Origin of the sequence: Pseudomonas sp. DWRC2-2 (assembly GCF_049897885.1) — a bacterium.
Lineage (GTDB): Bacteria > Pseudomonadota > Gammaproteobacteria > Pseudomonadales > Pseudomonadaceae > Aquipseudomonas > Aquipseudomonas azotoformans_A.
This window is the reverse complement of record NZ_JAFCXD010000006.1, coordinates 64,555-78,706: the sequence shown is the minus strand read 5'-3', so window position 1 is coordinate 78,706 and position 14,152 is coordinate 64,555. Positions and strand designations below refer to the sequence as shown.

The following is a 14,152-nucleotide window of genomic DNA, read 5'->3' as shown; positions in this document are numbered from 1 at the left end:
TGATGACACCTCGCTCCACGCCTTCCACTCCCCGCTAATTTTTCCCTGTCCGGTTCGTTTTATAGGGACGACGTGCCTTTGTGCTTCCCGCCTATTGCTCCGGACTCCAAGAAATGAATGCTGAAGACTCCTTGAAACTTGCTCGCCGGTTTATCGGGTTGCCCCTGGAAAAACGCCAATTGTTCCTGCAGGCCTTGCAGAAAGAAGGGGTGGATTTTTCCCGGTTTCCGATTCCGGCAGGGGTGGAGGCGGAGGATCGCCAGGCGCTGTCCTACGCGCAGCAGCGCATGTGGTTTCTCTGGCAATTGGACCCGGCCAGTGGCGCCTACAACTTGCCGGGCGCTGTACGCCTCAAAGGCACGTTGAATCTGGTTGCGTTGGAACAGGCGTTTTCCAGCTTGGTTGCGCGCCACGAAACCCTGCGCACGGTATTCCAGCAACAGGGCGATGAGCGCCTATTGCTGGTCGCGACAGCAAAATCATTGGTCGTCGATCAACTCGACCTGAGCCACCTGCCTCCCGCTGAGCGCGAACAATCCGTCAACGACGCCGCGATCCGTCAATCGCTGCTGCCGTTCGATCTGGAGAACGGCCCTCTATTGCGCGTGCAATTGCTCACGCTCGACACGCAGGAACACGTGTTGCTGCTGACCCTGCATCACATCGTCTCCGACGGTTGGTCGATGAACGTGCTGATCGAGGAGTTCATCCGCTGCTACGACGCCCATGAGCGCAATGAAACGCCGCAACTGCCGGCCTTGCCGATCCAGTACAGCGACTACGCCCTGTGGCAACGCCGCTGGTTGGAAGCGGGTGAGCAGGCTCGACAATTGGAGTACTGGCAAGCGCGCCTGGGCGATGAGCACCCGGTGCTGGAACTGCCCACGGATCGCCCACGTCCGGCCATGCCGAGTTACCAGGGCACGCGCCATAATTTCGCGATCGAACCCACGCTGGCCGCACAACTGCGTAGCTGCGCACAAAAGCACAACGTTACCTTGTTCATGCTCTTGCTCGGTGCGTTCAACGTGCTGCTGCATCGCTATACCGGGCAGGTCGATATCCGTGTCGGCGTGCCAATCGCCAACCGCAACCGTACTGAAGTTGAAGGGCTGATCGGCTTTTTCGTCAATACCCAAGTGCTACGCACCGAGCTGACCGGGCAAACCCTTGTCACCGAATTACTGCAAGGCATCAAGGAGCACGCACTGGGCGCCCAGGCCCATCAGGAATTGCCGTTCGAGCGCCTGGTGGAAGCCCTCAAGGTAGAGCGTAGCCTCAGCCATACGCCGTTGTTCCAGGTCATGTACAACCACCAGCCGGTGGTGGCCGACATTGCGGGCGTCAGCACGGCCTCCGGCCTGGAACTGGCGCTTGTGGAGTGGCAAGGCCGCACCACTCAGTTCGACCTGACCCTCGACACCTATGAAAAATCCGGCACCCTGCACGCCGCGTTGACCTACGCCAATGACCTGTTCGACGCGGCGTCCATCGAGCGCATGGCTGGGCATTGGATCCGTCTGTTGCAGGCCATGGTGGCCGACGGTGCGCAGCGCATCGGTGAGTTGCCGATGCTGGATGCGGATGAGCAGCAAGTGCTGGTCCACAGCTGGAACCAGACCGCCGAGGCGTACCCGATCGAGTGCGGCATCCATCACCTGATTGAAGACCAGGTACAGGCCACGCCCGACGCGCCAGCGCTGGTGTTCGGCGCCACAACGCTGACCTATGCCCAGCTTGATGCTCGCGCCAACCAACTGGCTCATGCCTTGCGCGAGAAGGGCGTAGGTCCGGACGTTCTGGTCGGAATCTGCGTTGAGCGCTCGATTGAAATGGTGGTCGGCCTGCTGGCTATCCTCAAGGCAGGTGGCGCCTACGTCCCGTTGGATCCTGAGTATCCCCAGGAACGCCTGGCCTACATGATCGAAGACAGCGGTATTCAGTTGTTGCTCAGTCAACACAGTCTGTTGCCGTTGTTGCCTGTGGAAGGCATTCAGGTGATTGCCCTGGACCAGCCCGCCGACTGGCTCGATGCCTACAGTATCGAATCGCCTCAAGTCACCCTGCATGCGCTGAACCTGGCCTACGTGATCTACACCTCCGGCTCCACCGGCAAGCCCAAGGGCGCTGGCAACAGCCATCGCGCGCTGGTCAACCGCCTGTGCTGGATGCAGCAAGCCTATGGCCTGGACGCCAGCGATGCGGTCCTGCAGAAAACCCCGTTCAGCTTCGACGTGTCGGTGTGGGAGTTCTTCTGGCCGCTGATGACCGGCGCACGCCTGGTGGTTGCAGCGCCCGGCGAGCATCGCGAACCGGCACGCCTGATCGAGACGATTGGGCAGCACGGCATCACCACGTTGCACTTTGTGCCGTCGATGCTCCAGGCGTTTATCCATGAGTCGGGCGTGCAAGCTTGCACGAGCCTGCGCCGCATCGTCTGCAGTGGCGAAGCCTTGCCGCTGGATGCGCAATTGCAAGTGTTTGCCAAGTTGCCCCAAGCCGGTCTGTTCAACCTGTACGGCCCAACCGAAGCCGCCATCGACGTCACCCATTGGACCTGCGTCGACGAAGGCGCCGACAGCGTGCCCATCGGCCGCCCCATCGCTAACCTCGGCACCTACGTGCTCGATGCCCAGCTCAACCCGGTTCCCGCTGGCGTCAGCGGCGAGCTGTACCTGGGCGGCACTGGCTTGGCTCGTAGTTATCATCGACGTCCGGCACTTACTGCCGAACGTTTTGTGCCCAGCCCCTTCGGCGACGGTGCGCGCCTGTACCGCACCGGCGATCGCGTGCGCCAACGGGGCGACGGCGTCATCGAATACCTCGGCCGCCTCGACCATCAGGTCAAGCTGCGTGGCCTGCGTATCGAGCTGGGTGAAATCGAGACGCGCCTGATGCAACACCCCTCGGTGCGCGAGGCGGTGGTGCTGGTGCAGGGCGGCAAGCAGTTGGTGGCCTACCTGGTGCTGGAAGACCGGGCGCCGGTCGATCTCAAGGCCTGGCTGCTGAGCAGCCTGCCGGAGTACATGGTACCCACTCATATAATGTACTTGGCCAAGCTGCCGGTGACCGCCAACGGCAAGCTCGACCGCAAGGCCTTGCCGGTGCCGGATGCTGCGCCACAACAGGCTTATGTCGCACCGGAAAACGACCTGCAAAAAACACTGGCGACTATCTGGAGTGACGTACTGGGCGTCGAGCAGATCGGCCTGGAAGACAACTTTTTCGAGCTGGGCGGCGATTCGATCATCTCCATCCAGGTGGTCAGCCGTGCGCGCCAGGCGGGGATTCGCGTCAGTCCAAGGGACCTGTTCCAGTACCAGAGTGTGCGCGCCCTGGCGCTGGTCGCGACCCGCGAGCAAGCGGCTATCATCGACCAAGGGCCAGTCACCGGCGAAGTCATTTTCACGCCCGTGCAACAGAGCTTTTTCGAGCAGGCGATTCCAGTGCGTCAGCATTGGAACCAGTCGCTGCTGCTGACGCCACGGGAAACCCTGGAACCTGCACGGCTTGAAGCGGCGTTGACCCAACTGATCAACCACCACGACGCCCTGCGCCTGCGGTTTGTGCAACAGGCTGACGGGTGGCGGCAAACCCATGCCGAGCCCGTGACAACGGCTGAAGTGTGGCAAACCCAAGTTGCTGATGACGCTGAGTTGGCCGCACTCTGCGACGAAGCCCAGCGCAGTCTTGATCTTGAGCTGGGCCCGTTGCTGCGTGCTGCCCTGGTGGCGATGGCCGACGGCTCCCAGCGCTTGCTGCTGGTGGTGCATCACCTGGCGGTAGACGGCGTATCGTGGCGCATCCTGCTCGAAGACCTGCAACAGGTCTACCACAATGCCGCATTGCCGGCCAAGACCAGCGCCTATCAGCTATGGGCGCAGCAGTTGCAGGCCCATGCGTTGACGCTGGACGAGCAACTGCCGTACTGGCAGGCCCAGACCACGAGCGCCGATCTGCCGTGCGACAACCCCCAGGGCAGCCTGCAAAACCGCTTGGGCAGCAAAGTCGACATTCGCCTGAGTGCCGAACATACCCGTCAACTGCTGCAAGACGCGCCAGCGGCCTACCGCACCCAGGTCAACGACCTGCTGCTGACCGCACTCGCGCGCGTCATCAGCCGCTGGAGCGAACAGCCCGCCGCGCTGATCCAGCTGGAAGGCCATGGCCGCGAAGACCTGTTCGACACGGTTGACCTGAGCCGCACTGTCGGCTGGTTCACCAGCCTGTTCCCAGTACGCCTGCAAGCCGATGGCGAGCTGTCGACTGCAATCAAATCGGTAAAAGAGCAACTGCGCGCCGTACCGCACAAGGGCATCGGCTACGGCCTGCTGCGCTATCTCGGGACGCCGGATGCCCGTGAGGCCCTGTCGAGCCTGGCTGTGCCACGCATCACCTTCAACTACCTGGGCCAGTTCGACCGCCAGTTCAACGAGTCGGCGCTGTTCGTTCCGGCTACCCAAGGCAGTGGGCAGGCCCAGGATCCCGAGGCGCCGCTGGCTAACTGGCTGACGGTGGAAGGGCAGGTGTATGGCGGTGAACTGGCGCTGCAATGGGGGTTCAGCCGTGAGATGTTCGATGTCGCGACGGTCCAGCGCCTGGCGGATGACTATGTGGCCGAACTCAAGGCCTTGATCAAGCATTGTTGCGACACGCCAGCAGGGCAAGTCACCCCTTCCGATTTTCCGTTGGCACGCCTGACCCAGTCGCAGTTGGACGCCTTGCCCATCGCCGGGCCGGCGATTGCCGATGTCTACCCGCTGTCGCCGATGCAGCAGGGTATGTTGTTCCATACGCTGTACGAGCCCGAGGCCGAGGCTTACATCAACCAGTTGCGCCTGGACATCGATGGTCTGGACTTGCTGGCATTCGGCCGTGCCTGGCAAGCCGCGCTGGACCGCCATGACATCCTGCGCAGCAGCTTCCACTTGCTCGGTCTGGAAAGCGCCCACCAGGTGATCCAACGCCAGGTGGATGTGCAGTTGCAAGTCATCGAAGACATCGACGCCGATTTCGATGCGCTCGCCGCTGCCGAACGCGGGAAAGGCTTTGTGCTGAATGCGGCGCCGCTGTTTCGCCTGATGCTGGTACGGGGTGCCGGCACTGCCTGGCATCTGATCTTCACCAGCCACCACATCCTCATGGACGGCTGGAGTAACGCCCAGTTGCTCGGCGAAGTCATCGCTCACTACGCCGGGCAACAGGTGCCGGCGCCGCAGGGGCAGTTCCGTGATTACCTGGGGTGGTTGCAGCAGCAAGCCTCAGGTGAAGCGTTCTGGAAAACCAGCCTGGCATCGTTGCAAACGCCAACCTTGCTGGCCCAGGCGCTGCGTGTACCGACCGACGGCAAGGGAATGGCCGGCCATCAAGTGCTGCTGGAGGGCGACTTCACACAGGCCCTCGGTGAGTTTGCCCGCCGCCAGAAAGTCACCCTCAACACCGTGCTGCAAGGCGCTTGGAGCCTGTTGTTGCAACGCTATACCGGGCAAGATTGCGTGGCCTTTGGTGCCACTGTCGCAGGACGCTCGGCGCCATTGCCGGGGATCGAACAACAACTGGGCCTGTTCATCAACACGCTGCCCATTGTCAGCGCAGCCTCGCCCGCGCAGTCGGTTGCCGGCTGGCTGAACGAACTGCAAGCCCTCAACCTGAGCCTGCGCGACCACGAACATGTGCCGCTGTATGACATCCAGGGTTGGGCGGGGCAGCAGGGCAGTGCGCTGTTCGACACCTTGCTGGTATTCGAAAACTTCCCGGTGGCCGAAGCCTTGAAACAAGGCGCGCCAGCCGGCCTGGTGTTCGGCCGCCTGCACAACCATGAACAGACCCACTATCCGCTGACCCTGGGGATCGAGCTGGGTGCCAGCCTGCGCCTGGAGTTTGGCTATGACCAAGCGCGTTTCAGCGCACAGCAGGTCGCTCGGCTGAGTGGCAACCTGCAACACTTGCTGGTTCAGATGCTCACGGATGCCCAGGTATCGCTTGGCAATCTGCGTCTGCTCGACGACGTTGCCCAGCGCGACATGCTCGCCCTCAGCCAGTCGCCGGGTGCCGCACAAAACGACCTGCGCGTGCACGAACGTATCGCCGCCCAGGCCGCCGCTACGCCGGAGGCGCTGGCGGTACAAGCAGGCGATGCACGCCTGAGCTATGCGCAGCTCAATGCTCACGCCAACCGTCTGGCCCATCGCCTGTTGGCGCTGGGCGTTGGGCCTGGCCAACGCGTCGGCCTGGCGGCTCGACGCGGTCCGCAATTGATTGTCAGCTTGCTCGCCGTGCTCAAAAGCGGCGCCGCCTATGTGCCGCTCGACCCGAGCTACCCGGTGGATCGCCTGACTTACATGCTGTCGGACAGCCGCCTCGATCTGCTGCTCAGCGAGGTCGGTTTGCTCGCGGACCTGCCACAGCCTCAAGGGCTGGAGCGTTTGGACTTCACGGCCTCTGGCACAGAGTTGGCAGATTACCCGTCGACCAATCCAGTCAACCGCGCAGCCGTTGCCGACCTGGCCTACGTGATCTACACCTCAGGCTCCACCGGGCTACCCAAGGGGGTTGCGATCGATCATGCCGCCCTCGGCCAGTTCTGCGACAGCGCCGAGGCCTATAGCCGCTTGAGCGCTGCGGACCGCGTGCTGCAATTCGCGACCTTCAGCTTCGACGGCTTCGTCGAGCAATGCTACCCACCCCTGTGTGTCGGCGCTGCGTTGATCATGCGCGGCGATGAACTGTGGGACGCCGGGCAATTGGCCCGGGAAATCATCGAGCAAGGCGTGACCTTGGCGGATTTGCCGGCTGCTTACTGGTACTTGCTCGCCAAGGAATGTGCTGTCGACCCACGCAGTCTGGGCAACCTGCGCCAGGTGCATGTGGGCGGCGAGGCAATGTCGGTGGAAGGGCTGCGCGCCTGGCACGCCGCTGGCCTGGGCGACGTGCGCCTGGTCAATACCTACGGGCCTACCGAGGCGACCGTGGTGTCCAGCGTGCACGACTGCCAGTTAGCGGACGCCAGCGATGCGTTTGGCGTGCCGATAGGCCGGGCGATCCAGGGGCGCTCCTTGTATGTGCTGGACAGCGGTTTCGACCTGTTGGCAACAGAGGGCGTTGGCGAATTGTGCATCGGCGCCGAACACGGCCTGGCCCAGCGCTATTTCGACCGTCCGGCGCTGACTGCTGAACGCTTCCTGCCGGACCCATTTTCCGCCGTGCCGGGTTCGCGTCTCTACCGCAGCGGCGACCTGGCCCGTTACAACGCGGCGGGTGCGCTTGAGTACGTCGGACGCATCGATCATCAAGTGAAGATCCGTGGTTTCCGCGTGGAAATGGGCGAGATCGAAGCCAGCCTGCAAGCCGTGCCGCAGTTGCGCGAAGCCGCCGTCATCGCGCAGTCGAGTGCGACGGGCACGCAATTGGTGGCGTACGTGGTGCCCGTCAATGGGCAGTCCCTGGACTTGCCCGCATTGGCAGCCACCTTGCGCCAGTCCCTGCCGGACTACATGGTGCCGGGGCATTGGGTCACCCTCGATGCGCTGCCATTGAACAACAACGGCAAGCTCGACCGTCGCGCGCTGCCGGCCCCCGACCTGAATCAAGCGCGCCAGGCCTATGCAGCCCCGCAAAATGCCCTGCAAATGCAACTGGCCGCCATCTGGCAAGCCGTGTTGCAGGTGGAGCAGGTGGGGCTCAATGACCACTTCTTCGAGCGTGGCGGCCATTCCTTGCTCGCCACCCAAGTGGTCTCGCGGGTACGCCATGACCTCAAGCTGGAAGTGCCTTTGCGCACGCTGTTCGAACAGCCGACGCTGGAAGCGTTCGCAGCCGCTTGCGCAGGGTTGCAGGCCACCACGGCACTGCCGCTTGTGGCAGTGACACGTGACCAGCCGCTGGCGCTGTCGTTTGCCCAGGAGCGCCAATGGTTCCTCTGGCAACTCGACCCGACCAGCGCTGCCTACCATGTGCCGAGTGCGCTGCACCTGCGCGGCAAGCTGGATGTCGCGGCGTTGGAGCACGCGTTCCAGGCTCTGGTGAAACGTCATGAACCGTTGCGCACTACCTTTGTGGAAGAGGGCGAGCACACCTGGCAAGTCATTCATCCAAGCCTGGCTATGCCGATCGAACAGCAGCGCGTGGAGGCCTCGGCCATCGAACACGCCGTGGCGCAGGAAATCCAGCGCCCGTTCGACCTGGTCAATGGCCCGCTGATGCGCGTCAAATTGCTGGAGGTCGAGCCCGAGCACCATGTGCTGGTGATCACCCAGCACCACATCATCTCCGACGGTTGGTCGATGCACGTGATGGTCGACGAGCTGGTGGCGCTCTATCAGGGCCACACCCCGTTGGCTGCGCTGCCGATTCAATATGCCGACTATGCCCTGTGGCAACGCGAGTGGATGGCGGCCGGTGAAAAACAGCGCCAGCTCGATTACTGGTGCACACGCCTGGGCACCGAGCATCCGGTGCTGAAGTTGCCCCTGGACCATCCGCGCCCTGCGGTGCAAAGCCATCGCGGCGCGCGCCGGCAAGTCCATCTGGACAGCGGGTTGGTGGCTGAACTCAAGGCCCTGGCCCAGCGTCAGGACGTGACCCTGTTCGTGGTGCTGCTGGCGTCGTTCCAGACCTTGCTGCATCGCTACAGTGGCCAGTCGCAGATTCGCGTGGGCGTGCCGATCGCCAACCGCAATCGCCTGGAAACCGAGCGTCTGGTCGGCTTTTTCGTCAACACCCAAGTGTTACAGGCGGACGTGCACGGGCAGATGGCATTTGAGCAATTGCTCGCCCAGGTCAAGCAGCACGCCCTGCAAGCTCAGTCTCACCAGGACCTGCCGTTTGAACAGCTGGTGGAAGCCCTGCAACCGGAGCGCAGTCTCAGCCACAACCCGCTGTTCCAGGTGATGTTCAACCACCAGGACAACCTGCGCGCCGCGTCGGTTCGCTTGCCTGGCCTGGACTTGCAGCCGGTCGACTGGACCGGGCACAGCACGCAGTTCGACCTGAACCTGGAGACTGAAGAATCCACTGACGGTCTGTGGGCGTCCTTGACCTATGCCACCGACCTGTTCGACGCCGCGACCGTCGAGCGCTTGGCCGAGCACTGGCAAAACCTGCTGCGCGCCGTGGTGCGCGATGCCTCACAAGCGGTGGACGAACTGGCGATGCTCAGCGCGTCGCACTGGCAGCAGATGGTCGAGACCTGGAACGACACGGTTGTCGACTATCCCCGCGAGCTCTGCGTCCATCACTTGTTCGAGGCGCAAGCCCTGGCACAACCGGACACACTGGCACTGCAATTCAATGGCCGAGCCTTCAGCTACGGCGAACTCAACCGCCGCGCCAATCGCCTGGCCCATCGCCTGATCGCAGCCGGTGTGGGGCCGGACGTGCTGGTGGCGGTGCATGTCGAGCGCTCCCTGGACATGGTGGTCGGCTTGCTGGCGACCCTCAAGGCAGGTGGCGCGTATGTACCGCTCGACCCGCAGTTCCCGGCGGACCGTTTGGCTTACATGCTTGAAGACAGCCGCGCCCGCGTGTTGCTGACCCAGCCACATCTTGAGGGCCGTCTGGTACAGCCGCAGGGGCTGCAGGTGCTGATGGTCGAGGATGCCGACGCTGCCGAGCACAACCCGCACGTCAATGTCACACCGGAACACCTGGCCTACGTGATCTACACCTCCGGCTCCACGGGCAAGCCCAAGGGGGTGATGGTGCGCCACCAGGCGTTGTGCAGCTTTACCTGTGGGATGTCAGGCACGCTGGACATCGGTACGGACGCGCGGATGTTGTCGCTGACGACATTCTCGTTCGATATCTTCGCCCTGGAGCTCTTTGTACCGCTGACGGTGGGCGCCACCGTGTTGTTGAGTGACCAGGCACTGGCCCTCGACCCGGAAGCGATCATCGACCTGGTGCACAGCCAGTGCGCCAACGTACTGCAAGCCACGCCATCGACCTGGCGCATGCTGCTGGAGAGCCCGCGTGCCCCATTGCTGCACGGGATCAAGAGCCTGTGCGGCGGCGAAGCGTTGCCGACGGACTTGGCCCAGCGTCTGCTCGACCTGCAAGGGACTTTGTGGAACCTGTATGGCCCGACGGAAACCACCATCTGGTCGGCCGCCCATCGCCTGCATGAGGCGCAGCCTTTGGTCGGGCGGCCTATCGCCAACACCGCATTGTTCATCCTCAACGCCGGATTGACACCCAGCCCGATAGGCGCGGCTGGTGAGCTGCTGATCGGCGGGGTTGGCCTGGCGCGGGGTTACCACGAGCGTCCTGCACTGACGGCTGAGCGCTTTGTGCCCAACCCGTATGGTGCACCCGGTGAGCGTCTGTATCGCACCGGCGACCTGGCCCGCTACCGTGTCGACGGTGTGCTGGAGTACATCGGCCGTGTAGACCATCAGGTCAAGGTGCGTGGGTTCCGCATCGAACTCGGCGAAATCGAAGCCTGCCTGCGCGAGCATGCCGGCGTGCGCGAAGCCGTGGTCCTGGCCGACAACGACCGCCTGATCGCTTATCTGGTCAGCACTGCGCCTGATGCGCCGGAGGTCTACAAGGCCGCGCTGCGTGAGCGCCTGCCAGACTACATGGTACCGGCGCACCTGGTGTTCCTCGACAGCCTGCCCCTGACCCCAAACGGGAAGCTGGACCGCAAGGCATTGCCGGCCGTGGACGCAGCGCTGCTGAGCAAGGGCCATGTCGCGCCAGTGACGCCACGTGAGCAACAGGTCGCGGCCATTTGGGCCGAAGTGCTGGACCTGCCGCAGGTCGGTCTCGACGACCACTTCTTCGAACTCGGCGGGCATTCACTGCTGGCCACGCGCATCGTGTCGCGGGTTCGCCAGGCTCTCGCGTTGGAAGTGGCGCTCAAGACCCTGTTTGAACACCCGTTGCTGGGTGATTTCGTGCGGGCCCTGGGTGAGGCGGGCGTGACGGCGCCAGCGTTGCTCAAGGCCGATCGCAACCAACCATTGCCGCTGTCCTATGCCCAGGAGCGCCAATGGTTCCTCTGGCAACTGGACCCGCACAGCACGGCGTATCACATCCCCAGCGCATTGCGTTTGAAAGGCCCGTTGGACTTGTCCGCACTGCAACGCAGTTTCGACACCTTGCTGGCACGCCATGAAAGCCTGCGTACCCATTTGCGCCAGGACGCCGCTGGCACGGTGCAGGTGATTGAAGACTCGGGCCTGATTGAAATCGACCTGGCTGAAGCTGATGAAGCCAACCTCAGGGCACGCGTCGCTGACGTCGTTGCGCAACCGTTCGACCTGCTGCGCGGGCCGCTCCTGCGTGCCAAGCTGCTGCGCCTGAGTGAAGACGAACATGTGCTGGTACTGGTGCAGCACCACATCGTGTCCGATGGCTGGTCGATGCAATTGATGGTCGAGGAGCTGGTGCAGCTTTACGCCGCCTTCAGCCAGGGGCAGATGCCCGATTTGCCGGCCTTGCCGATTCAATACGCCGACTACGCCCTGTGGCAGCGCAACTGGATGGAGGCCGGTGAAAAGGCCCGCCAATTGGCCTACTGGCAGGCCCAGTTGGGCGGCGTGCAGCCGGTACTGGAGTTGCCTTTCGATTACCTGCGCCCAGCGGTTCAAAGTCACCGTGGTGCGCGTCTGGGTATTGAATTGCAGCCGCAGCTCCTGGCCGGTCTGCGTCGCTTGGCGCAGAGCGTCGGCGTGACGTTGCCGATGGTGCTGTTGGCGTCCTACCAGGCGTTGCTGCACCGCTACAGCGGCCAGGAAGACGTGCGTGTCGGCGTGCCGATTGCCAACCGCAATCGCCTGGAAACCGAAGGGCTGATCGGCTTTTTCGTTAACACCCAGGTGCTCAAGGCCGATATCCACGGCCAGATGAGCGTGGTGCAACTGCTGCAACAGGCCCGCCAGCGTTCCCTCGAAGCCCAGGCCCATCAAGACCTGCCGTTCGAGCAACTGGTCGAAGCCTTGCAACCCGAACGCAGCATGAGCCTCAGCCCGCTGTTCCAAGTGTTGTTCAACCATCGCGTGACCTCGGCCGACCATCATTTGCAGCGCCTTGTCGAGCTGGACGTCGAGGTGCTGAGCTGGGATGAAGGCGTGGCGCAGTTCGACCTGGCACTGGACGTGGAAGAAAGCCAGGCGACGCTGCGTGCCTCGCTGAGTTACGCCACCGACCTGTTCGCCCCGGCGACCATCGAGCGCATGGCGGGCCACTGGCAGAACCTGTTGCAGGCGATGGTTGCCGATCAACAGCAACCGATCAGCCAATTGAATCTGCTGGGCCCGGATGAGCAACAGCACATCCTGCAACTGTGGAACCAGACCGACGCCGGCTTCTCGGCCGAGCGTCTGGTCCATGAGTTGGTGGCCGACCGTGCCCGGGAAAACCCGCAGGCCGTGGCGGTGAAGTTCGATGCGCAGACACTCACCTACGGCGAGCTGAACCGCCAGGCCAATCGCCTGGCCCACGCGTTGATCGCCCGTGGTGTCGGCCCGGAAGTGCGCGTGGCGATTGCCATGCCGCGCAGTGCTGAAATCATGGTGGCGTTCCTGGCGGTGATGAAAGCCGGTGGCGTGTATGTGCCGCTGGACATCGAATACCCGCGTGACCGCTTGCTCTACATGATGCAAGACAGCCGTGCGCAATTGTTGCTGACCCATAGCCGCGCGTTGCAGCAATTGCCGATTCCCGAGGGCTTGGACACCCTGGCGATTGATCGCAGCGAAGACTGGGCTGATTACTGCGACACCGCACCGGACGTGAAACTGGACGGCGACAACCTCGCCTACGTGATCTACACCTCCGGCTCCACCGGCCTGCCCAAGGGTGTGGCGGTGTCCCACGGCCCGTTGGTGGCGCACATCATCGCGACCGGCGAGCGTTATGAAACATCCCCGGCCGATTGCGAACTGCACTTCATGTCGTTCGCCTTCGACGGCTCCCACGAAGGCTGGATGCACCCGTTGATCAACGGCGCCAGCGTGTTGATCCGTGACGACAGCCTGTGGCTGCCGGAATACACCTACCAGCAAATGCATCGCCATAACGTGACCATGGCCGTATTCCCGCCGGTGTACCTGCAACAGCTGGCCGAACACGCCGAGCGTGACGGCAACCCGCCGGCTGTGCGGGTGTATTGCTTTGGTGGTGACGCGGTCGCCCAGGCCAGCTACGACCTGGCGTGGCGCGCGCTCAAGCCGACCTACCTGTTCAACGGCTACGGCCCGACTGAAACCGTGGTCACGCCGTTGCTGTGGAAGGCACGCAAAGGGGATCCGTGCGGTGCCGTCTATGCACCGATCGGCACATTACTCGGCAATCGCAGCGGCTACGTGCTGGATTCGCAACTCAACCTGCAACCTGTCGGCGTGGCTGGCGAGTTGTACCTGGGCGGCGAGGGCGTGGCACGGGGTTACCTGGAGCGTCCGGCACTGACGGCGGAACGCTTTGTACCGGACCCGTTCGGCAAGCCGGGTAGCCGCGTGTATCGCAGCGGCGACTTGACCCGTGGCCGTCCGGACGGGGTAGTGGATTACCTCGGGCGTGTCGACCATCAGGTGAAGATCCGTGGTTTCCGTATCGAACTGGGCGAGATCGAAGCGCGCCTGCGTGAACAGGACAACGTCGGTGAAACCGTGGTGGTCGCCCAGGACGGTCCGACTGGCAAGCAACTGGTGGCCTACGTGGTGCCGGCGGATGCCAACCTGGCCGACCAGGCGGAGTTCCGCGACAGCCTGCGCCGTGCCCTGAAAACCCGCCTGCCGGACTACATGGTGCCGACGCACTTCATGTTCCTGGCGCAGATGCCGCTGACGCCCAACGGCAAACTCGACCGCAAAGGCTTGCCGCAACCGGACGCAAGCCTGCTGCAACAAGCCTATGTGGCCCCGGAAACTGAGCTTGAGCAGCAGATCGCCGCGATCTGGGCCGAGGTGCTGCGCCTGCCGCAAGTGGGCCTGAACGATAACTTCTTTGAAGTGGGCGGCCATTCCCTGCTGGCGATCCAGATTACCTCACGGGTCCAGGCCGAGCTGGGCCTGGAAGTGCCGCTGCTGGAAGTGTTCCAGACCGAAACGCTGCGCGCCTATGTACAGGCCGCCGCTACCTTCCGTGCCGGCAGCGCGGAAGACTTTGATGATCTTCGTGACTTTTTGAGCGAACTAGAGGCGATTTGAAC

The 14,152-nt window shown here is 63.2% G+C and carries 1 protein-coding gene; it reads left to right on the top strand.

Features of this window, described 5'->3' with window-relative positions:
• The first annotated feature begins 113 nt into the window (after window positions 1–113).
• Window positions 114–14,150, top strand: a complete 14,037-nt coding sequence (locus ACP7EW_RS24180; RefSeq protein WP_426220365.1) for a non-ribosomal peptide synthase/polyketide synthase — start codon at window positions 114–116, stop codon at window positions 14,148–14,150.
• The last annotated feature ends 2 nt before the right edge of the window (window positions 14,151–14,152 follow it).